This window comes from Streptomyces tibetensis (assembly GCF_040647715.1).
GTDB lineage: Bacteria > Actinomycetota > Actinomycetes > Streptomycetales > Streptomycetaceae > Streptomyces > Streptomyces tibetensis_A.
The window spans coordinates 1-19,523 of the sequence record NZ_JBEZCR010000007.1 but is presented as its reverse complement, the minus strand read 5'-3'; the positions used below and the strand labels follow the sequence as shown (position 1 = coordinate 19,523).

At 71.0% G+C, this 19,523-nt stretch carries 21 protein-coding genes; 13 read left to right on the top strand and 8 right to left on the bottom strand.

Annotated features, from left to right (window positions below; translation table 11 throughout):
• Nucleotides 1-86: 86 nt before the first annotated feature.
• A complete protein-coding gene (locus AB0B29_RS19495; protein WP_362241112.1) occupies nucleotides 87-470 on the bottom strand; it encodes an ArsR/SmtB family transcription factor in 384 nt (127 codons plus the stop codon).
• Between the two features lie 96 nt (nucleotides 471-566).
• Here AB0B29_RS19495 and AB0B29_RS19490 point away from each other — a divergent pair, with 96 nt between their 5' ends.
• Nucleotides 567-1,907, top strand: coding sequence for an MFS transporter (locus AB0B29_RS19490; protein WP_362241110.1), 1,341 nt, complete (start codon nucleotides 567-569; stop codon nucleotides 1,905-1,907).
• Nucleotides 1,908-1,950: 43 nt separating this feature from the next.
• On the opposite strand, the gene AB0B29_RS19485 is transcribed toward AB0B29_RS19490, so the two are convergent.
• A complete protein-coding gene (locus AB0B29_RS19485) occupies nucleotides 1,951-2,271 on the bottom strand; it encodes a GYD domain-containing protein (protein ID WP_362241107.1) in 321 nt (106 codons plus the stop codon).
• Between the two features lie 312 nt (nucleotides 2,272-2,583).
• On the opposite strand from AB0B29_RS19485, the gene AB0B29_RS19480 reads away from it, so the two are divergent.
• The 7 genes from AB0B29_RS19480 to AB0B29_RS19450 all read left to right on the top strand — a co-directional run bounded on the left by AB0B29_RS19480 (nucleotide 2,584) and on the right by AB0B29_RS19450 (nucleotide 8,852).
• Nucleotides 2,584-3,495 (top strand): LysR family transcriptional regulator, encoded by a 912-nt coding sequence (locus tag AB0B29_RS19480; protein WP_362241104.1) that lies wholly within the window; start codon nucleotides 2,584-2,586, stop codon nucleotides 3,493-3,495.
• A gap of 154 nt (nucleotides 3,496-3,649) precedes the next feature.
• Nucleotides 3,650-4,819: a CaiB/BaiF CoA transferase family protein gene (locus AB0B29_RS19475; protein ID WP_362241101.1), complete on the top strand. Its 1,170-nt coding sequence runs from the start codon at nucleotides 3,650-3,652 to the stop codon at nucleotides 4,817-4,819.
• 19 nt (nucleotides 4,820-4,838) lie between these two features.
• Nucleotides 4,839-5,615: a crotonase/enoyl-CoA hydratase family protein gene (locus AB0B29_RS19470; protein ID WP_362241099.1), complete on the top strand. Its 777-nt coding sequence runs from the start codon at nucleotides 4,839-4,841 to the stop codon at nucleotides 5,613-5,615.
• A gap of 7 nt (nucleotides 5,616-5,622) precedes the next feature.
• The gene (locus tag AB0B29_RS19465) at nucleotides 5,623-6,369 is read left to right on the top strand and encodes an acetoacetate decarboxylase (protein WP_362241096.1); all 747 of its coding nucleotides are present in this window, start codon (nucleotides 5,623-5,625) and stop codon (nucleotides 6,367-6,369) included.
• Nucleotides 6,366-7,349: a 3-hydroxyacyl-CoA dehydrogenase NAD-binding domain-containing protein gene (locus AB0B29_RS19460; RefSeq protein WP_362241093.1), complete on the top strand. Its 984-nt coding sequence runs from the start codon at nucleotides 6,366-6,368 to the stop codon at nucleotides 7,347-7,349. Before AB0B29_RS19465 ends, AB0B29_RS19460 begins: the two co-directional genes overlap by 4 nt.
• A gap of 1 nt (nucleotide 7,350) precedes the next feature.
• Nucleotides 7,351-8,553 carry an acyl-CoA dehydrogenase family protein gene (locus AB0B29_RS19455; RefSeq protein WP_362241091.1) on the top strand — a complete coding sequence of 401 codons (1,203 nt, stop codon included), beginning with the start codon at nucleotides 7,351-7,353 and terminating at the stop codon, nucleotides 8,551-8,553.
• 110 nt (nucleotides 8,554-8,663) lie between these two features.
• The gene (locus tag AB0B29_RS19450) at nucleotides 8,664-8,852 is read left to right on the top strand and encodes a hypothetical protein (RefSeq protein WP_362241088.1); all 189 of its coding nucleotides are present in this window, start codon (nucleotides 8,664-8,666) and stop codon (nucleotides 8,850-8,852) included.
• 89 nt (nucleotides 8,853-8,941) lie between these two features.
• Here AB0B29_RS19450 and AB0B29_RS19445 read toward each other — a convergent pair whose 3' ends face one another.
• Nucleotides 8,942-9,217, bottom strand: coding sequence for a hypothetical protein (locus AB0B29_RS19445; RefSeq protein ID WP_362241085.1), 276 nt, complete (start codon nucleotides 9,215-9,217; stop codon nucleotides 8,942-8,944).
• Nucleotides 9,214-10,092 carry a phytanoyl-CoA dioxygenase family protein gene (locus AB0B29_RS19440; RefSeq protein ID WP_362241082.1) on the bottom strand — a complete coding sequence of 293 codons (879 nt, stop codon included), beginning with the start codon at nucleotides 10,090-10,092 and terminating at the stop codon, nucleotides 9,214-9,216. The genes AB0B29_RS19445 and AB0B29_RS19440 overlap by 4 nt, the downstream gene beginning before the upstream one ends.
• A gap of 70 nt (nucleotides 10,093-10,162) precedes the next feature.
• Here AB0B29_RS19440 and AB0B29_RS19435 point away from each other — a divergent pair, with 70 nt between their 5' ends.
• The 5 genes from AB0B29_RS19435 (at nucleotide 10,163) to AB0B29_RS19415 (ending at nucleotide 15,300) form a co-directional block, all read left to right on the top strand.
• Nucleotides 10,163-10,963: an AraC family transcriptional regulator gene (locus AB0B29_RS19435; protein ID WP_362241079.1), complete on the top strand. Its 801-nt coding sequence runs from the start codon at nucleotides 10,163-10,165 to the stop codon at nucleotides 10,961-10,963.
• Between the two features lie 586 nt (nucleotides 10,964-11,549).
• Nucleotides 11,550-12,770 (top strand): cation:proton antiporter, encoded by a 1,221-nt coding sequence (locus AB0B29_RS19430; RefSeq protein WP_362241076.1) that lies wholly within the window; start codon nucleotides 11,550-11,552, stop codon nucleotides 12,768-12,770.
• A 184-nt stretch (nucleotides 12,771-12,954) separates the two neighbouring features.
• The gene (locus tag AB0B29_RS19425; RefSeq protein ID WP_362241074.1) at nucleotides 12,955-13,398 is read left to right on the top strand and encodes a hypothetical protein; all 444 of its coding nucleotides are present in this window, start codon (nucleotides 12,955-12,957) and stop codon (nucleotides 13,396-13,398) included.
• A 32-nt stretch (nucleotides 13,399-13,430) separates the two neighbouring features.
• Nucleotides 13,431-14,579, top strand: a complete 1,149-nt coding sequence (locus tag AB0B29_RS19420) for an FAD-dependent oxidoreductase (RefSeq protein ID WP_362241071.1) — start codon at nucleotides 13,431-13,433, stop codon at nucleotides 14,577-14,579.
• Between the two features lie 166 nt (nucleotides 14,580-14,745).
• Nucleotides 14,746-15,300 (top strand): CGNR zinc finger domain-containing protein, encoded by a 555-nt coding sequence (locus tag AB0B29_RS19415; RefSeq protein WP_362241069.1) that lies wholly within the window; start codon nucleotides 14,746-14,748, stop codon nucleotides 15,298-15,300.
• Between the two features lie 61 nt (nucleotides 15,301-15,361).
• On the opposite strand, the gene AB0B29_RS19410 is transcribed toward AB0B29_RS19415, so the two are convergent.
• The 4 genes from AB0B29_RS19410 to AB0B29_RS19395 form a co-directional block, all read right to left on the bottom strand.
• Nucleotides 15,362-15,649, bottom strand: a complete 288-nt coding sequence (locus AB0B29_RS19410; protein WP_362241066.1) for a DUF4190 domain-containing protein — start codon at nucleotides 15,647-15,649, stop codon at nucleotides 15,362-15,364.
• Nucleotides 15,650-15,774: 125 nt separating this feature from the next.
• Nucleotides 15,775-16,371, bottom strand: a complete 597-nt coding sequence (locus AB0B29_RS19405; protein ID WP_362241063.1) for a TetR/AcrR family transcriptional regulator — start codon at nucleotides 16,369-16,371, stop codon at nucleotides 15,775-15,777.
• Between the two features lie 19 nt (nucleotides 16,372-16,390).
• Entirely contained in the window at nucleotides 16,391-18,454 is a 2,064-nt protein-coding gene (locus tag AB0B29_RS19400) for a discoidin domain-containing protein (RefSeq protein WP_362241061.1), read from the bottom strand.
• A gap of 252 nt (nucleotides 18,455-18,706) precedes the next feature.
• Nucleotides 18,707-19,057 carry a helix-turn-helix domain-containing protein gene (locus AB0B29_RS19395; RefSeq protein ID WP_362241058.1) on the bottom strand — a complete coding sequence of 117 codons (351 nt, stop codon included), beginning with the start codon at nucleotides 19,055-19,057 and terminating at the stop codon, nucleotides 18,707-18,709.
• Between the last annotated feature and the right edge of the window lie 466 nt (nucleotides 19,058-19,523).

The following is a 19,523-nucleotide window of genomic DNA, read 5'->3' as shown; positions in this document are numbered from 1 at the left end:
CGGCGTACGCCTCCCCCCGCGTGCGGCCCGACTCCCGAAACCGTAACGGGGGCGGTGGCCTCACACGCCGGAAGGCCGAATCCCGTTCAGGGTGCGTCCGGCGGCGTCCACGCGGCGACCAGGTCCACGAGTCCCGGGAAACGGGCGTTCAGGTCCTCCACCCGGACGTGGCTGCGGCGTTCCAGGCCGTACTGGCGCTGGCGGGTGACGCCGGCCTCGCGCAGTGCCTTGAAGTGGTGCGTGAGGGAGGACTTGGGGCGGTCGAGGCCGAACCAGCCGCAGGAGTGGTCGAACGCCTCCGACTCGAGCAGGAGTTTGCGCACGATCCGCAGTCGCAGCGGGTCGCTCAACGCGCCCAGCACGGTCTCCAGCCGCAGCTCCCCGACCGCCGGCTCGGGCAGCGGTTCCGGCAGGTTCTCCGGCTCCGGCACCACCTTGACGACCGGCGCCTGTCGAACCGTCGCGGACATGGGCAGCTCCCTGTCACCGAAATCCTATGTACGAGTTCAATCGTACTGCATGCTAAGTTCGAATGGACTCGTACTTAGCTCGCCGGAGGAGCACCCATGTCGCAGAGCCGGAACCTGTCCGCCGAGACGGTGGACGAACGGACGGTTGAGGAACTGGCGGTCGAGGAAATTGCGGTGACGGAACAGACGGTGGACGAACAGCAGGCCGCACCACCGGAGCCGCCCACGCACGCACCACCGGAGCCGCCCACGGCCCGCACGCCCACCTGGTGGGTGTGGCTCGCGGCCTGGCCGGTCACCGCCGTCTTCGTGCTGTCCAACGCGGCGACCCCGCTGTACGTGCTGTGGCAGCGCGACATCGGGTTCTCCAAGGGCACCCTGACCGTCGTCTTCGCGTTCTACATCGTCGGACTGCTCGGCTCGCTGCTCGTGTCGGGCGTCGTCTCCGACCGGCTGGGACGCAAGTCCGTGCTGCTGCCCGCCCTCGCGCTCGCCCTGGCCGCCTGCGCGATCTTCGCGACCGCCACGACGGTCGCCGCACTGATCGTCGCCCGGCTGTTCACCGGCATCGCCGTCGGCGCGGTCGTCTCCGCCGGCATGGCCGCCGTGACGGACGTGGCGGGCCCGGAGCGCAAGCGGCTGGCCGCGCTGCTCGCCTCCTGCGCGATGGTCTTCGGCGCCGGCCTCGGCCCGCTGCTCGCCGGCCTGCTGTCCGAGACGCTGCCGGCCCCCACCGCCACCGTCTTCGTCGTCGAGGCGGTCCTGCTGATCACGGCCGTCCTCGCGGTGCTGCGCATGCCGGTACGCCGTCCCGCCGCCCGCGGCAAGGGCGCCTGGGTGCGCGTGCCCGGCGTCCCGAACGGCAACGGCATCCACCTCGCCCTCGGCATCGCGGTGTTCGCCCCCGGCATCACCGCCACGTCCTTCGTGCTGTCGCTGGGCCCCACCCTGCTGACCGAACTGCTCGGCACCACCAGCCGGATCGTCGCCGGAGCCATGGCGTTCGCCATGTTCCTCGCCGCGACCGGCGTCCAGTTCGCCGTACAGAAGCTGCCCCGGCGCACCATCCTGACCGCCGGTGCGATCAGCACCACCCTCAGCATGGCCGCGCTGATCGCCGCCGTGCAGGCCTCCTCGGTCGTGCTGCTCGCCGCCTCCGCCCTGCTCGCCGGGGCCGGCCAGGGCATGGGCCAGCTCGGCGGTCTGTCCCTGCTCAACTCCACCGTTCCGGCGCAGCGCCTCGCCGAGGCCAACGCCGCACTGAACGTGGGTGGTTACGTCCCGGCCGGGCTGCTTCCGGTGTCCACGGGGTACCTCATGGACGTGGTGGGGCTGCCGACCGGCGCGACCCTCTTCGGCACCGCCCTGATGGGCCTGGCCGTCGTCGGCGGGCTCGTCGTCCTCTCCGGCCACCGCCGGGTGCCCGAGACGGTGTGACGGGTCTCGACGGCCTCGTCGCGGGCGTGTACCTGGCTCCCCCTCACGCTCCCGCGGGCCGGAAGGTGACCTCCCGGTGCACGGCCTCGTCGATCTCTTCGACGGTGAGCAGCGGCGTCGCCCGGGTGCGGACGGTCCCGCTGGCCTTGACGGTGAGGCTGACGGTGGCCATGGAGACGCTGTCGGGGAAGTCGACGATCATCACGACGTCGTCGTCCCCGAAGGCGAAGTACATCGCCTCGACCCGCCCCCCGAGCCCGCTGACGACCTGCTCCACGGCGGCCCGTCGCCCACTGCCCCCATCTGCGAGCAGGCCCTTGGTGCCCTCGGTGGTGTAACCGGCCTGAATGAGGAACTTCGGCATGACTGTTCGCCGCCCATCGCTCGTCGGGTGTGCGGCATGCCTTCCCGGTGCGCCGGCGATCGCTGTGCGGAGAGGCTCGTATTCACTCGCTCGGCAGTCTCAGGAGGTCTTCTCGCACCGGTTCTGTCTCAGGCCCGAAAGTACGCCGGTACCGCCGGCACACGACGGTGGTCGTCCGGGGCCCGCCGACGGAGGCGCCTGGCGCACAGGTGCCGGCCCCTTCGTCACGATCGAAGAAGCCTGCCGTCTCCGGCTGCCTGGCGTCTCCGGCCGCAGCGAGAGGGCAGGAACACTGCGGCTAGGCTTGATCCCGTGGAGCTCCTGCACCTGCGCTATTTCCTCGCCGTCGCCCAAGAACTCAACTTCTCCACCGCCGCCCGCAAACTGCACATGGCAGCCTCCCCGTTGAGCCGGCGCATCAAGGACCTCGAGAACGAGGTCGGCCACCGGCTGTTCGACCGGGACACCCATCACGTACGGCTCACCGCGGCCGGCAACGCGCTGCTGCCGATCGCCCGCTCAGTGCTGGAACAGGTCGACTCCATCAAATGGCGGCTGGACGAGACGGCCCGGCCGCAGCGCACCACCCTGCTGCTCGGCGTGCCCACCGGCATCCATCCCGACCTGCGGGAACGGATGGGCGCCTTCGCCGAGCGGGTCGGCGAACGGTTCGAGATCAAGCGCTGGCCCGGCGGTACCGACCGGCTCGTCGAGGCGGTGTGCGACGGCAGACTGGCGTTGAGCCTGGCCAGGCTCCCGATCGGTGCCGACCCCGCGCTGGAACAGCTGCCGGTGATGTCGGAGCGGCTCGGCGCGGTCGTGCCCCGGGACCGGTTCGCGGGCCGCGAGTCCGTCGCCCTCGCGGAACTGGCCGAGCTCGCCTACGCGGGATCCCCGACGGCCGTGACCAACGCCTACTTCCGAGGTCTCGACCAGCAGCTCGCCGAACTCGGCATCAGGAAACGCGTCGAACTGGGCAGCGCCACATTCGAGGGAGTTTCCGAAATAGTTTCCAGCGGTCTGGCGTTCTCCATTTCCATGCTGGATTCCAGAAGTCCGGTCCAGAATTACCGTCTCGACAATGTCACCGTCCTCCCCTTCACCGATTTCCAGCCTCGTCTGGAGACCGGTCTGATCTGGCGCAAGGACCGGGCGAACGGCGGTGACCTGGAGGAAGTCGTGGCGGCGGCTCAGCAGGTGTTCGCCGAGCCGCTCCACTCGTAACCACCGAACGGCTCCGCAAAAAGCGGTATGACCACAGCGGTCATACCGCTTTTCTCTATTCGGTCACTCCATTCATTTCCCTTCTCCGCCTGTCTCACGCTAACTTAGTTGTCAGATACACACACATGGCGAACAGAGGAGTGAAGGAAAAGCGATGACGGACATCACCGACACCGTCTCCGGCCCGCTGCAGGGCGTCCGCGTGATCGACCTCTCGACCGTGGTGATGGGCCCCTACGCCGCTCAGATCCTCGGCGACCTGGGCGCCGACGTGATCAAGATCGAGTCGCCGTCCGACACCGTCCGCAACGGTCACTACCGCACGACCCCGGGCATGACCCCGCTGAACCTCAACGTCAACCGCAACAAGCGCAGCGTCGCCCTCAACCTCAAGGACGACACCGACCGCGAGCGCGCACTGCGGCTGATCGACACCGCGGACGTACTGATCACCAACATGCGCCCGGGCGCCCTGCACCGGCTGGGCCTGTCCTACGAGGACATCGCCGCCCGCAACCCCGGCCTCGTCTACGCGCACGCCCAGGGCTTCCGCAGTGACTCGGACCGCGCCGGAAACGCCGCCTACGACGAGACCGTCCAGGCCGCCTCCGGCCTCGTCGACATCGCCGACCGGGCGCTCGGCGAGCCCGTCTACCTGCCGACCATCATAGGCGACAAGGTCTCCTCGCTGACCATCGCCTACAGCGTGCTGGCCGCCCTGCTGCACCGGAACAACACCGGCCAGGGCCAGCTCATCGAGATCCCGATGACCGACACCCTGATCGCGTTCAACATGGTCGAGCACCTCGCGGGCCACACCCACGTGCCCGAGTCCGGCCCCACCGGCTTCGCCCTGTCGATGCTGAAGGGCCACAAGGCCGTGCGCACCAAGGACGGCCTGGCCTGCGTCATGCCGTACAACCCGCACAACTACCGGGACTTCTTCACCGCCGCCGGGCGCCCGGACCTCGCCGAGGACCCGCGCGTGAACGGCGAGGCCATCGACAGCGCCGACCACGAGGACCTGGCCGCGCTCCTGCAGACCTGCGCCCCGGCGCTCACCACCGAGGAGTGGGCGGAGGTGTGCGCCAAGCACAGCATCCCGATGGCCCCGGTCCTGGAGCTCGACTGCGCCCACGACGACCCCTACGTCCGTGACGGCCACCTGCTCGACACCGTAGAGCACCCGACCGAGGGCACGGTCCGCACCATCGGCATCCCGCTGCGCTTCTCCGCCACCCCCGGCTCGATCCGCCGCCTGGCACCGGTCGCGGGCCAGGACACCGAGGACGTCCTCGCCGAACTCGACGCCACCACCCGCTGATCACCACAGGAGGACAGTCATGAGCACCCCCACACCTCCCGTCGTGCGCACCGAACGCATCGGCTCCACCCTGCTGATCACCCTCGACCGTCCCGAGGCCCGCAACGCCGTGAACGCGGCGACCGCCACCGCGCTGGCCGCCGCACTCGACGAGCTGGAGGCCGACCCCGCCCTGCGGGTCGGCGTCCTGACCGGCGAGGGCGGCACGTTCAGCGCCGGCATGGACCTCAAGGCCGCCCTGCGCGGCGAGTCGCCCGAGATCGAGGGCCGCGGATTCGGCGGCCTGACCGAATCCCGGCCGGACAAGCCCCTCATCGCCGCCGTGGAGGGCTTCGCCATGGGCGGCGGCTTCGAACTGGCCCTGGCCTGCGACCTGATCGTCGCCGCCGAGGACGCCCGGTTCGGCCTGCCCGAGGTCAAGCGCGGCCTGATCGCCGCGGGCGGCGGCGTGATCCGGCTGCCCCAGCGCATCCCGCACCACCTCGCGATGGAGTTCCTGCTGACCGGCGAGCCCGTCGACGGCCGCCGGGCCGGCGAACTGGGCCTGGCCAACCGGGTCACCGCGAAGGGGCAGGCCGTCGCCGAGGCACTCCGACTGGCCGAACAGGTCGCGGAGAACGCCCCGCTCGCCCTCAGGGCCGTCAAGCGCGTCGTGCGCGCCGCCGACGGAGCGTCCGACGAGGAGGCCTTCGCCTTCCAGCGCACCCAGATGAAGACCCTGATGGCCTCGGACGACGTGCGCGAAGGCATGACCGCCTTCGCCGAGCGCCGCCCCGCGCAGTGGACCGGGCGGTGAGCCCGACATGAAGGCCGCAGACGTACGACAGCACGTCACCACCCCCCTCGCCGGCCCGGCGTACGCGCCGATGGTGCCGCGGTTCACCGACCGCGAGTACCTCAACGTCGTCTACCGCACCGACCCCGACGCCCTGCGGGCCGTCGTCCCCGAACCCCTGCGGATCGACGAGCCGCTGGTCCGGTTCGAGGTCATGAAGATGGGCGACGTCAGCGGATACGGCCCCTACACCGAGGCCGGCCAGGCGATCCCCGTCAGCTTCGAGGGCGAGCAGGGCGAGTACCTGCACACGATGCACCTCGACAATTTCCCGGCGACCGCCTCCGGCCGCGAGGTCGCCGCCTACCCCAAGGTGATCGGCTCCCCGGCGCTCTTCGTCGACTCCGGCGCGCTCGTCGGCACCCTCGACCACGGCAGCCTGCGGGTCGCCACCGCGACCATGGGCTACAAGCACCACGAACTGGACCTGGCCGAGGCCGAGGCACAGATCACCGTGCCGACCTTCATGCTCAAGACGGTCCCCGGCTACGACGGGCTGCCGCGCGTGCAGGAACTCGTCCGCACCCGCATCACCGACGTCACCGTCAAGGGCGCCTGGACCGGCCCGGCCCGGCTGCAGCTGTTCCAGCACGTGCTCGCCCCGCTGGCCGACCTGCCGGTCCTCGAGGTCGTCTCCGCGAGCCACATCCTCACCGACCTGACGCTGAACGGCGTCGAGCCGGTCCACGACTACCTGAAGGGAGCCGCGTCATGACCCGCGCCTTCCGCACCGCCGCGGTGATCGGCGCCGGAACCATCGGACTGTCCTGGGCGACACTGTTCGCCGCGCACGGCCTGACCGTCCGGGTGACCGACCCGCGCCCCGACCTCGCCGAGGCCGTGGACGAGGCCCTGGCCTCGTACGCCCCGCATCTGGCCGCCCGCGGCCTGGACGTCACCGGCGTCGCCGACCGCGTGCACCTCGTCGCCGACGTCACCGAGGCCGTCCGGGACGCGGACGTCGTCCAGGAGAACGGCCCCGAGCGGGCCGAGTTCAAGAAGGACCTGTTCGCGACCCTCGCCCGTGAGGCACCCGCGCACGCCCTGCTGCTCAGCTCCTCCTCGGCGATCCCGTCGACCGCCTTCACCGGGGAGCTGTCCGACGAGGACGCCGCACGGGTCCTGATCGGCCACCCCTTCAACCCGCCGCACCTGGTCCCGCTCGTCGAGGTCGTCCCCGGGATACGCACCGGCGAGGACGCCGTGCAGGACGCGGTGGACTTCTACACCTCGGTCGGCCGCACCCCGGTCGTCGAGCGCAAGGAGATCCCCGGCTTCGTCGGCAACCGCCTGCAGAACGCCCTCAGCCGCGAGGCCGCGTACCTCGTCCAGGAGGGTGTCGTGACGCCCGAGGACCTCGACACGGTCGTGATCAACTCGCTGGGCCTGCGCTGGGCCACGGTCGGCCCGTTCCTCGGCGCGCACCTGGGCGGCGGACCCGGCGGCTACCGGCACCTGGTCGAGCACATCGGCAAGTCGATGCCGCGGACGGGAGCGGAACTCGGCACCCCGCCGAGGACCGAGGAACAGAACGCGGAACAGAACAAGGACCAAGAGGAAGCACGGGAACGGCTCATCGAAGCCGTCGAAAAGGCCTACGGCTCCTCCACGTACTCGGAACTCGCCGAGACGCGCGACCGCAGGCAACTCGCTGTCCTGGCAGCCCTGGACAGCGCGGACAAGGAGGAGAACTGAGATGACCACCACCATGGAACCGCTCGAGGAGCAGCTGACCGCCGACTTCTACCACTACGAGTCCCTGCTGCCGGACGACGAGCGCAAGCTGCTCCTCAAGACCCGCGCCCTCATGCGCGACGAGGTCAAGCCGCTGGTGAACGAGAACTGGGGCAGGGATCGGTTCCCGACGGAGCTCATCGGCCTGTTCCGGAACAGCGGCCTCTCCGGCCTCCCCTACGAGGGCTACGGCGAGCACCGTCCCGCCGTCAGCAACCTGCTCAGCGGCACGATGGCCATGGAGATGGCCCGCACCGACGCCTCGGTCTCCACCTTCTTCGGGGTCCACAACGGCCTGGCGATGTACTCGATCTACTCCGGCGGCGACCAGGAGCAGCGCGACCGCTGGCTCCCGGCGATGGCCGCGATGGACAAGATCGGCGCGTTCGCCATGACCGAGCCGCTCGGCGGGTCCGACGTCGCGGGCGGCATGCGCACCACCGCCCGGCGCGAGGGCGACACCTGGGTCCTGAACGGCGCCAAGAAGTGGATCGGCAACGCCACCTTCGCCGACTACGTGGTGGTGTGGGCGCGCGACCTCGACGACAACCACGTCAAGGGCTTCGTCGTCGAGAAGGGCACGCCCGGCTTCGACCCCGTGAAGATCGAGGGCAAGATCGCCTTCCGGATCGTGGAGAACGCCGAGATCACCCTGACCGACGTCCGCGTCCCGGAGGCCAACCGCCTCCAGAACATCAACTCCTTCCGGGACGTCGCCGAGATCCTGCGCGCGACCCGGGCCGGGGTGGCCTGGCAGGGGCTCGGTGTCATGATCGGCGCCTACGAACTGGCCCTGGACTACGCCCGGGAACGCAAGCAGTTCGGCCGCCCGATCGGCGGTTTCCAGCTGGTGCAGGACCTGCTGGTCAAGAGCCTCGGCAACATCACCGCCTCCTGGGGCATGATGGTGCAGCTCGCCCGGCTGCAGGACGCGGGCATCTTCCGCGACGAACACTCCTCCCTGGCCAAGGCGTTCGTCACCTCCCGGATGCGCGAGGTCGTGGCCTGGAGCCGGGAGATCTTCGGCGGCAACGGCATCCTGCTGGAGCACGACATCGCCCGGTTCTTCGCCGACGCCGAGGCGATCTACTCCTTCGAGGGCACCCGCGAGATGAACACCCTGATCGTCGGCAAGTCGATCACGGGCCAGAGCGCCTTCGTCTGAGCACCCGCACTCAGGGACGAACCGACCCCGGGTCCGCACCCGGGGTTTCGTCATGCCCGGCCGCGAAACAGCCTGGCCCGCCCGGCCCGGGGCCGCGTACGGTCAATGCGATGAGCAGGAGACGCTACGTGGCCAGGGGCGTACCCGGCGGCTACCGCATCTGGGACAACCGCGGGCGCCGCTGGTGGGGCGACCTCTACGAGCTGTGCCCGGACGACCTCCTGACCGAGCTGAACGGCCGGGCGGACCAGACGCGGATCACCGCGCTGTTGAAGCGCTACCGGGCACAGAAGCGGTAACTGCACCCGCCCCCTCGACGACACCGCCCGCCGCGCTCGGATCACTCCCCTTTGAAGGCCACCGCCGAAGCACGCTCCGGCGGCCGGCCTCACCGAGACACGAGCTTCTCGAAGAAGAACTCGTGCTTGAGGAACGAGGTGGCGTGCTCCGCACCCGGGTACGGCGGCAGGAGCGGGGACGCCTGGAACAGCCGCCAGCCGTCCTCCAGCGCGCCGACCCCCGTCTCGTACGGGGGTTCGTCACTGTCGCCGGTCGTCGGGCGGGTCGAGCCCGTGCCGTCGTAGCGGGCCCAGCCGACGACCCGGGAGTCCAGGGCGGAGTTGTCGAGGTAGAGGACGAGGACCTGCTGCCGGGTGGTGGTCATGCGGTGCTCCTCTGTGCGGCGGGTGCGGCGGGTGCGGCGGGCTCGGCGGTCGCGGTGGGTGCGGCGGTCGCGCCGGGCCGGTTGGCAATGCGGGTGGCCCAGTGCTCGATGTCGAAGCCGGGGTCGGCGGACAGGGAGCGCCACAGCAGGACCCTGTTGTGGATCTCCAGCCGCCCGGTGGCCTGCTCGTACCAGGGGAAGAAACGCCCCAACTCCTCGCGCACGCCCGGGGAGTCCAGGTCCCGCGTGTCCCACAGCCGCACCTGCGGCACCGTCGGGTTGAAGCGGATCTTGTACATGTGACGGACGGTGTCACTGTCGTTGCGCCGCCCGCCGTGCCAGATGCCGTGGTGCAGCAGGAGCACGGTTCCGGCCGGGCAGGTCAGCCGGGTCTGGCCGCGCAGGTTCTGGTAGCGGCCGGTGTCGGACTCGTTGATGCGGCGCAGATGGCTGCCCGGGACGACGAGCGTGCCGCCCATGGCCGCGGTCACCTCCTGCGGGTAGTACATGAGTTGCACGTCGAACGCGTCGGGCCGCACGTCGATGAGGGCGTCGGCGTGCAGCGCCTGGGCACTGCCCTCCCGGGGCATGCGCGTGTGGACGAAGTGGTGGTCGATCTCCGGATCCGGCCCGACCAGGCTTTCCAGCGCACCTGCCACCGCCGGCAGTGAGAGGAGCCGGCGGGTGAAGGAACCCTCGGGAAACGCCGCCGGCACCGGAGTGCCGTACGGCACGGCGGGCAGCGTCCAGGAGGCGAAGAGCCCGAGCGCCTCCTCGTTCATCGCCTGGGGCACGACGCCGTCGAGGCGCAGGAAACCGTGGGCCGTGAACCGCGCCACCTCGACGGAGCTCAGCAGCTGTTTGGTGGTTGACATGACGCAACCGTAGAAGCGCGAGCACCTGCCGTCGTGGGGCGTAATCGACAACCACTGGTAATTTTCCACCATGCCGACCTTCGTGGAACTGCCCCTCGACCTGCCGCCCGACGTCGTGCACGCGGGCGTGGGCGTGCACGGATCGGCCGGCCCGCACGAGGTCTTCCGCCTCCCGCACCTGTGGCAGCTCCACCTCTACGGCTACTCCGGCACCCTGGAGTTCCACGACGCCCGGCACCCGATCCGCCCCGGCCACCTCAGCCTCGTACCGCCCGGCACGGAGGTGCACTTCCACTACGACGCCCCGCGCTGCGAGCACCTGTACGCCCACTTCCGGCTGCCGGGCGAGGCGGAGCGGCGCAGGCTTCCGGCGATGCAGGACGCCGGCGCGGAAGCGGCGGTGCTGCGCGCACTGCTGCGCCAGACGATCGCGGCGAGCGCCCAGTCCCCGGCCCGGGCCTCCGCCGAGCTGTGGACGGTGCTGTGGCGTGCGACGGGTCTGGCCGAGGCCACCGCATCGCCCTTCGAGGCCCGGCACCCGGCGCTGCGGGCGGCCATGGCCCATATCGAGGAGCACCTGGCCGAGCCACTGAGCGTCCCCGGGATCGCCCGGGCCGCGGGGGTGTCGCACACGCACCTGACCCGGCTGTTCCGCGAGGACACCGGACACACGGTGGTCGGTTACGTGCGGCGCCGCCGCATGGAGCGCGCCCGTCACCTGCTCGTCTCGTCGACGCTGGCGATCCCGGCCGTCGCGGCGACGGTCGGCATCCCCGACCTCCAGGCCTTCAACAAGACCTGCCGCAAGGAACTCGGCGCGTCACCCCGGGCCGTGCGGCGGGCCGCGGGGCGTGAGGGCCCGCGGGCGTGAGGGGCGCGGGGCCTGAGGGGCGGCGGGGCCTGAGGGGCGGCGACCCCGTCATCGGATTGCCGGTCGTCACCTCCAGAACTGCTGCGCGATCACGTGGCGTTGGCGTGCGCTAGGATTCTTTACCGAGTCATTACGCTCGGTTGAGCGTGGCCGCGCACAGCCGTCCGGCCGGCTCGGTACGACGACACAGTGGCCGCCCGGTCTCCGGGCCGGCGTGAGGGGGGGCGTGACATGGGACGAGTGGTGCCCGTCCGCGTCCACAACGCCGCCCGTGACGGCGTCCCTGATACCGCCCGCGCCGCATAGCGGTTTTTCCCTTCGCGTGATGCGTGACGTCCACGCGTGACGTCCGCGCGTGGTGCCTGACTCCGACGCCCGACCTCGCGGCGTGACATGGCACGGCACACGTACCCCCGGCCGCTGACGGCCGAAGGGGAGCGGACCGCCGGCACCGCACACCGCCTGGCCCGGGCCCTGTCGTCCGGCGCGAGGTCACGCTCTCCCTCCCCGCCCACCGAGCCGTACCCCCGGGCGCTCACGCCCTGGCACAGACGCCGCAGACCCGATCAACGGAGGTCAGACGCCCGTGCACGACACCACCGCCATGCTCATCGAACTCGGGGCGATCATCCTCGCCCTGGGGCTCCTGGGACGCCTCGCCGGACGGGTGGGCTTCTCGCCGATACCCCTGTACCTGCTGGCCGGGCTCGCCTTCGGCCAGGGCGGCATCCTGCCGCTGCGGGCCAGCGAGGAGTTCGTCGCCACCGGCGCCGAGATAGGCGTCATACTCCTGCTGCTCCTGCTGGGCCTGGAGTACAGCGCCTCCGAGCTCGTCACCACGCTGAAGACCCAATACCCCTCCGGGGCCGTCGACTTCGTCCTCAACGCCGTGCCCGGGGCCGTGATGGCGTTCCTGCTCGGCTGGGGGCCGGTGGCCGCCGTCGCCCTGGCCGGTGTCACCTGGATCTCCTCGTCCGGCGTCATCGCCAAGGTACTGGGCGACCTGCGCCGGCTCGGCAACCGCGAGACACCGGTCGTCCTCGGTGTGCTGGTCCTGGAGGACCTGGCCATGGCGGTCTATCTGCCGATCCTCACCGCCCTGCTGGCCGGGGTGGGCCTCGCGGGCGGCGCGGTCACGCTGCTGATCTCGCTGGGCACGGTGGGCGCCGTCCTCTACGTGGCACTGCGCCACGGCCGCCTGGTCAGCCGGGCCGTGTCCTCGGACAGCGCCGAGATGCTGCTGCTGGCCGTCCTCGGTCTGACGCTCCTCGTCGCCGGGCTCGCCCAGCAGCTGCACGTCTCCGCCGCCGTCGGCGCGTTCCTGGTGGGCATCGCCCTGTCCGGCGAGGTCGCCGAGGGCGCCAGCAACCTCCTCACCCCCTTGCGGGACCTGTTCGCCGCGGTGTTCTTCGTCTTCTTCGGGCTGCACACCGACCCCGCCGCCATCCCGCCCGTGCTGCTGCCCGCGCTCGCCCTGGCCGCCGTCACCACCCTGACGAAGATCGCCACCGGCTGGTGGGCCGCCCGCCGCGCCGGGATCTCGCCCCGGGGCCGCTGGCGCGCGGGCGGGACGCTGGTCGCCCGCGGCGAGTTCTCCATCGTCATCGCCGGACTCGCCGTCGGCGCCGAACCCCGCATCGGCCCCCTGGCCACCGCCTACGTCCTGATCCTGGTCGTCCTCGGCCCGCTCGCCGCCCGCTGGACCGAGCCCCTCGCCCGGCGCGTCACCCGCCGCCCGGCCCACCGGACACCGACCGCCGAACCGGTCGCAGAGACGCCCAAGGCGACGGCGGCCGCCCGCCCTTGAGCCCGGGAGCAGGTGTCCGGACGCTCAAGCCGGCTGCGGCGACCCGCCCTGGAGCCGGCAGCGGCTGTCCGGATTTGCTGTTCTCCCCAGCAGGCCTTGTCGCCCACCCTGACGAGCACCCCGGGGGCCGGGTGCGGCTGCCGGGGGATAATTCCGTCCAGGAGGACCGGAAGGAAGCGCCGGCATGATCGAGTGGAAGCCCCTGGGCACCGGAGCCCGGCCCGTACCCCAGCCCGTGGACACACCGCTGGTCTGGGCCGGGGCCGGGGGCGGCGCCCTGGTGCTGGTGGCGCTCCTCAACACCGCGGTGGGTCCGGACCGGCCCGAACTGGCCCTGCCCGCACTGTCCGTGCTGGCCGCCCTGCTCGGCCTGTGCGCACGCTTCACCGCCGCTCCCGGCACGGCCGTGCTGTGCTGGCTGTTCCTCAACGGCTTCGCCATACCGCCCGCGGGCGTCCTCACCTGGGCGGGCCACCGTGACACCACCTGGCTGGCCTGTCTGTTGACCGCCGCCCTCATCGGCACGGGTCTGGCCCGTCTCCTCCACGCCCGCGCCGCCTACCGCCGCCTGGTTCCCGGCCGCGCCCGTTCCGACCCGGCGGCGGGCGACGGACCGTACGATTCCTGACGCCGGATCCGGCAACCGAGGGGGGATCGGACGTGGGGCGCTTACTCGTCATCGGCGGTGGGGCGGCCGGTACCGCGGCGGCGCTCGCGCTGCACAAGGCCGGGTTCGAGGTCATGGTGTTCGAGGCGCATCCCGACGCGGCCGAGGACATCGGCGCGTTCCTCACCCTGGCGAGCAACGGCATGCGCGCCCTCGCGCAGATCGACGCCGCGGCGGCGGTCACCGCGCTCGGCTTCCCGCTGACCGGGATGCGGATGCTCGACGCCTCGGGCACCGAGCGGGCGGCAAGACCACTCGGCGAAGCGGAGGACCCGCTCCTGCGGTACCGGTGCCTGCGGCGCGGCGACCTCAACGTCGCGCTGCAGACCGAGGCGGCCCGCAGAGGCATCCCGGTCCGGCACGGCGCCCGCCTCGTCTCCGTCCACGAAGGCCCGGACTCCGTCACCGCGCACTTCGCCGACGGCACCGCCGCCACCGGCGACCTGCTCATCGGCGCCGACGGCCTGAACTCCACCGTGCGGCGCGCGATCGCGCCCACCGCCCGTCCCCGGTACGCGGGGGAACAGGTCTTCTACGGCCGCACCACCGACGCGCCCCGCCTCGCGGCGGACGGCCTCATCAGCTTCGTCCGCGGCAGGAACGTCGCCTTCGGCCACACGGCCTCGCCCGCGGGCGAGACGTTCTGGTTCGCCCGCGTCGCCGGCGACCCGCTGTCCCCCGAGGAGTTCGCGACCGGCACACCGGCCCGCCACCGCGACCTCCTTCTGACGCTGCTGCGCGAGGACGCCTCCCCGGCCGCCGGGATCGTCGCGGCCACGGCCGGGGACCTGCTGGTCACCAACGCCACGGAGCTGCCCGGGGGGATGCGCTGGCGCTCCGCCCGCTGCCTGCTCATCGGCGACGCCGCCCACGCGGCGTCCCCGGCCACCGGCCAAGGGGCCTCCATGGCCCTGGAGGACGCCGTCGTCCTGGCCAAGTGCCTGCGCGACGCGCCGGACCGCGACACCGCCCTCACCACCTACGAGACCCTCCGCCGCCCCCGTGTGGAACACAACATCACCGTCAGCGGCCACATCTCCCGTGGCACCCACACCCGCCCGCCCGCACCGGTGCCCCGCCCCGGCGACGAGGACCTGATCCGGCAGCTGGAGTGGGACCGGCCGCTGACCGACGCGCGCTGAGCCGGGGGCATGACCGCTCTCCGGTCGGTCACCGTTCCAAGCGGTGCGACGGGTTCACGGCGGCCCTCACGAGCACCGCACGCCGCCCGGATCGGCCACAAGGTGCCTCAGGAGGTACCCGCCTCCGAGGCTTGCCGCACCATGGGTCACCGGTCAGTATGGTGACGTGAATCTCGGCCACGTCTTCCTCTGCGGGAACCCGGCACTCGACTTCGCCGCCACACTCCGAGCGCGCCGTTCGGCGCGCTTCGAGATGCTCGTGACGCCGGACCGCCTGACCGCGTGGTACGTGGAATCCGGCCTGGTCGACGCGGTCTCGCCCGGCCGGGAGGCCGACGTCGAGCGGGCCAGGGCCGTACGGGAAGCGGTGTACCGGCTGGTCACCGCCCGCCGGCTCGGGGAGGAGTACGACGGGGCGGCGCTGACCGTCGTGAACAACGCGGCCCGTACGCCGCCCGCCGTGCCCCAGCTCACCCCGTCGGGACGCTGGACGCAGGGGACACCGGACGAGGCCCTCTCCCTGGTGGCGCGGCACGCGGTCGAGCTTCTGAGCGGCCCGGACGTGCCCCTGCTCAAGGAGTGCGGAAATCCGGAGTGCACGCGGACCTACATCGACCGCTCGCGGGGCATGCGACGGCAGTGGTGCGGTATGGACTCCTGCGGCAACAAGATCAAGGCAGCGGCGTACCGCGCCCGCAAGAAGGCCACCGCGGCCCACTGACCCGGCGGCCCTCGGCCGCCGGGTCAGTGGGCCGCACGCCCCGCGTCGGTCCGGACGGCCGTCAGCCGCCCACGTACCAGCTGAAGCCGCCGTTGCTGCTGGCCACGGCCAGCAGAATGAGCCACAGGACCACGTCGACGACGCCGAGGATGATGCCGGCCTTCGCCATGCCGGCACCGTTCTTGACCGACGCCTGCCGACGGGCGACGGCACCGAAGACGATGGCCAGCGGGCCGAGGATGATGTTCAGGAAGAACAGGCCGATGATGCCGCAGCACAGGCTCGCGATCGCCAGGCCGTTGGTACGCGAACCGGAGGACGCGGCAGAGGAACCGCCATAACTCGCCATGGAAAACTCCCAGTTGTCGATGGCGCGGACCGAACGGGCCGCACTCTCCTCACTGTTTCGACTTGTTTTGTTCGAATGCCCCTCTGTGGCGCTTCCATGACAACCAATTACGGGAGAGACTCCCGTCAGTTCCCGTACGCCAGCCCGGCGACGTGCGCGGTGACCGTGTCGAGGATGCCCGTCCAGGCCGAGTCGTCGCCCAGGACAAGGAAGTTGAGCGTCAGGCCGTCGGTCATGGCGGCCAGGTAGCGGGCCAGAACGGGCCCGGGCACCCGCAGGCGCAGCCCCATGGACGCGCGCACCTGGTCGATGAGTTCGGTGTACGCCTCGGCGTACAGCTCGTACTGACGGCGTGCCAGGTGTTCGAAACCGGGCTGGCGCAGGGCGTACTGCGTGAGCTCGTAGGTGAGCATGTGCTCGTCGGGATGGGCGCGGACGTGGTCGAAGTACGCCTGGAATCCGGCCCGGACGGTCTCCTCCAGGGTGGCCCTGGGCCGGATGGCCTCCTTCACCACCGTCACGTAGTGCCCGGTGATGGTGGTGATGACGGACTCGATCAGCTGCTGCTTGGAGTCGAAGCAATAGTGGAAGACGCTCAGCGAGACGCCCGCCTCGGCGGCGATGGACCGGGTCGTCGTCCTGGGGACGCCGTCCCGGGCCATCGCCCTGATCGCCGCTTCGGTGAGCTGTCGCCGCCGCTCGGCGGACGGCAACCGTGCCATGGAGCCCCTCTCGTGGCCGTCAGTCGCTGTGTACGCCGACCTCGCGGAGGGAGTAGCCCCAGCCGGTGCCGCGCTGCAGGCCGTGGACGCGGACGTAGCGGGCCGGGGTGCCGTCGAACCGCGCGGTGTCCAGGCCGCCGTCACCGGCGGTCGTGGACCAGGCGGTCCGCCAGGTCACCCCGTCGGTCGACAGCTCGATCCGGTACGACTTCGCGTACGCGCGCTCCCAGTCGAGGGTGACCCGCCCGACGGTCCGCGGGGAGCCGAGGTCGACCTGGTACCACTGGTCGTCGCTCCAGTCGCTCGCCCACCGGGTGCCGCGGTCGCCGTCGACGGCCCGGTGCGGCTGGTAGCTCGTGAACAGGCTCCACTCCGAGGAACTGGCCGAAGTGGCCGCACCCGACGCGAGGTTGGCGCCTGGTTCGTGCTTCTCGGCGGCCGCCCAGGTGCCGAGGTAGGACTCCGCGCCCCGGAACAGGTCGTCGACCGTGTCCTGGCCGCCGACCCGCCGGATGTCCTCGATCCAGTCCGGTACGAGGCCGTAGTGGGCGGCGCCGTCGGTGTTCAGGTCCCAGGTGCGCTCGCCGGTGGTCTGCCGGTCGATGACCGAACCGCCGTCGACGCTCTTGAACGGGTAGGTGACCTTGTTCGGCGCGTCCGCCCCGCGCGGTCCCGGCCAGCCGCCGACGCCGTTCATGTCGGTGCCGTAGCCGTAGCCCACGCCGTACTTGTCGCGCAGGGCCTCCGTGCGCCTGGCCTCCGCGACGAAGCCCTCGGAGCCGTGCATGTACTGGGCGATGAAGCCGCCCAGGCCGTAGACCCGCTCGGTCCAGTCCATGTCCATCCAGCTGTGCGAGGAGAGCACGCCGGGGTAGGACTCGGACTCGAAGATGTCGAGCACTCGGCCGGTGGCCTTGACGCTCATGTGGTCGATCTCCAGCATCATGCCGCGCTTCATCATGCCGCGCACGGCGTATTCGCCGAGGTCGGTGAGCCCGCGTACGTTGCACTGCGCGTCGGCACTGTAGGTGGGGACCTCCTCGCCCGCCGGGAGTTCCTTCTCGGCCGCGGGCGCCGCCGCGTTGCCGATGGGGTTGTCGTGCTGCGGGCCCCTGCACGTCTCGGTCTTCCAGTAGGTGCCCGTCGACAGGAACTGCCCGACGTTGATGGCCGTTCCGAGCGAGCCCGAGTCGAACCGCACGCCGCACAGGGCGTTGTCGAACTTGTGGCACAGGAACATGCTGCGCACGCCGAGCGAATGGAGCTCGTCGAGTCCCTTGTCGATGTCCGCCCTGCTGCACTGCGCGATGTCCAGGACCTGCTTGCAGCCGAAGGGCTCGGAGGTCTCGACGCCCATGACGACCGCGAGTTTGCCCTGCTCGATGACCTTGCGGGCCTGCGCACTGTCGGTGACGACCCGGAACCAGCCCTTGCCGGGCCCGCCGTACATCCGGTCGACGAAGGCCTGCATGTCATAGGTGAGTCTGGCCTGCAGCCGGATGGAGGTCATCTCGTCGCAGGGGCGGTCCTTGAAGAAGTACACCGAGCAGATCACGCCGTTGGTGACGAGGTCGTTGACCAGCACCCGCTGGCCGCCGCGCCAGGCCCGCTCGACCCAGGCGTAGTAGTTCTGCTGGTGGGTCAGCGAGTCGTGCCGCGGCCAGTCCTTGAAGGTGGGCCAGCCGTTCGGGTCGTGCTTGCCGTCGCCGCCGTTGGTGATGAAGTCGAAGATCGCGAGCGAGCCGTCGGGGTAGTGCTCGGGACAGTCCTTGAGCGCGTCGGCCACGCCCTGCTCGGAGAAGGCCTTGCCGCAGATCAGACGGCCGCCGAAGGCCTCGTTGGCGAGGATGTGGTCGTGCGCGTCGACGAACCCGCGCACCTCGCCCTTGGCGTTCGTGCCGGTGAAGGGCTCTCCCGTGACGTTGATCCGGGAGTCCGGGGCGGGCCGTGCGGTCGGCTCCCACCAGTCGTTGCCGGCCGCCGCACTCGGGGTGGGGCCGATCGCGATCGACAGCACGAGCAGGAGGAGCGACACCACGGTGACGTTCTTGCGTCGGCGGTACGGGCGTCCGGAACCGGTCACAGCCCACGTCCCTCGGTCGGCGGATCAGCGAGGCCCTCTTGTCATGACCTCGCAAAGTGTGCGACGAGAATCGCCACTCCCGCGTGGCGAGTCAAGGGTCCGGGACGGTTGACCTGATGAGGGGAACGGGCGCACCGCGGGCGCGATCCCGGCCCGTACGGGCTCCGGCAGCGGGCGGTGCCACAACAAACCCCAGGTCGTCGACCTGGGGTGCAAGGAACGGCTGAGGGTCCCGCCAGGGACTCCGGGTGATCAGCTCGGGCCGGCTTCGGAACCGCCGGACGCCTGCTGTGCCGCACGGCGGTACTCGGCGTTGATGCGCTGGGCCTCCTCGAGCTGGTCCTCGAGGATGACGATGCGGCAGGCGGCCTCGATCGGCGTACCCCGGTCGACGAGCTCACGGGCGCGCGCGGCGATCCGCAGCTGATAGCGGGAGTAGCGGCGGTGCCCGCCCTCCGAGCGCAGCGGAGTGATGAGACGGGCCTCACCGATGGCCCGGAGGAAACCCGGGGTGGTGCCGAGCATCTCGGCGGCCCGGCCCATGGTGTAGGCGGGGTAGTCGTCGTCGTCCAGCCGGTCGCTGAGCGGGGTATCTGCTGCCATGTCACCTCGTAGTACAACGCGTCGAGGGGCCCTGGTGCCGTACGGCACCAGGGCCCCGAAGGAAATTCAACACCATCTGTCGGCCCTTATGCGGTGCCGACCTTCTGTTTCCGCTACCCGGCCCGGCTGCGGGAGGGGTGCGGGGATCGCGGCTGCGTGACCGGGGACCACCATCCAATCCGGGGTCTTGCGGTACCCGGACCGGGAGTCCCGGCCGGGCGATCCTGATGGCGTCTGCTCCTCCGTCCTTCCTCGGTTCTGTCTGACCATGTCTACGAGAAGAAGGTTAACCGCGACGAGGAGCAATGTCTACCCTGACAAAGACAGATTTTGGAGTTCGGTGAGTGCAGGCATCCTGTGGCGCCCGGTTGCGTGGCGACATGGCAGTGGGGCCCTGCCGACGCGCGTCGGCAGGGCCCCCCAGGGTCGTGGGGTGGGGGTGTCCCCCCCGGGTGTAACACCCGGG

Bases quoted from the DNA above. Each gene is read 5' to 3' on its own strand.
- AB0B29_RS19445 (WP_362241085.1), bottom strand. From the start codon at position 9,217: ATGACCACCACCCGGCAGCAGGTCCTCGTCCTCTACCTCGACAACTCC.
- AB0B29_RS19405 (WP_362241063.1), bottom strand. From the start codon at position 16,371: ATGGCACGGTTGCCGTCCGCCGAGCGGCGGCGACAGCTCACCGAAGCG.
- AB0B29_RS19435 (WP_362241079.1), top strand. From the start codon at position 10,163: ATGCCGACCTTCGTGGAACTGCCCCTCGACCTGCCGCCCGACGTCGTG.
- AB0B29_RS19485 (WP_362241107.1), bottom strand. From the start codon at position 2,271: ATGCCGAAGTTCCTCATTCAGGCCGGTTACACCACCGAGGGCACCAAG.
- AB0B29_RS19475 (WP_362241101.1), top strand. From the start codon at position 3,650: ATGACGGACATCACCGACACCGTCTCCGGCCCGCTGCAGGGCGTCCGC.
- AB0B29_RS19410 (WP_362241066.1), bottom strand. From the start codon at position 15,649: ATGGCGAGTTATGGCGGTTCCTCTGCCGCGTCCTCCGGTTCGCGTACC.
- AB0B29_RS19495 (WP_362241112.1), bottom strand. From the start codon at position 470: ATGTCCGCGACGGTTCGACAGGCGCCGGTCGTCAAGGTGGTGCCGGAG.
- AB0B29_RS19490 (WP_362241110.1), top strand. From the start codon at position 567: ATGTCGCAGAGCCGGAACCTGTCCGCCGAGACGGTGGACGAACGGACG.
- AB0B29_RS19470 (WP_362241099.1), top strand. From the start codon at position 4,839: ATGAGCACCCCCACACCTCCCGTCGTGCGCACCGAACGCATCGGCTCC.
- AB0B29_RS19465 (WP_362241096.1), top strand. From the start codon at position 5,623: ATGAAGGCCGCAGACGTACGACAGCACGTCACCACCCCCCTCGCCGGC.
- AB0B29_RS19440 (WP_362241082.1), bottom strand. From the start codon at position 10,092: ATGTCAACCACCAAACAGCTGCTGAGCTCCGTCGAGGTGGCGCGGTTC.
- AB0B29_RS19395 (WP_362241058.1), bottom strand. From the start codon at position 19,057: ATGGCAGCAGATACCCCGCTCAGCGACCGGCTGGACGACGACGACTAC.
- AB0B29_RS19460 (WP_362241093.1), top strand. From the start codon at position 6,366: ATGACCCGCGCCTTCCGCACCGCCGCGGTGATCGGCGCCGGAACCATC.
- AB0B29_RS19455 (WP_362241091.1), top strand. From the start codon at position 7,351: ATGACCACCACCATGGAACCGCTCGAGGAGCAGCTGACCGCCGACTTC.
- AB0B29_RS19425 (WP_362241074.1), top strand. From the start codon at position 12,955: ATGATCGAGTGGAAGCCCCTGGGCACCGGAGCCCGGCCCGTACCCCAG.
- AB0B29_RS19450 (WP_362241088.1), top strand. From the start codon at position 8,664: ATGAGCAGGAGACGCTACGTGGCCAGGGGCGTACCCGGCGGCTACCGC.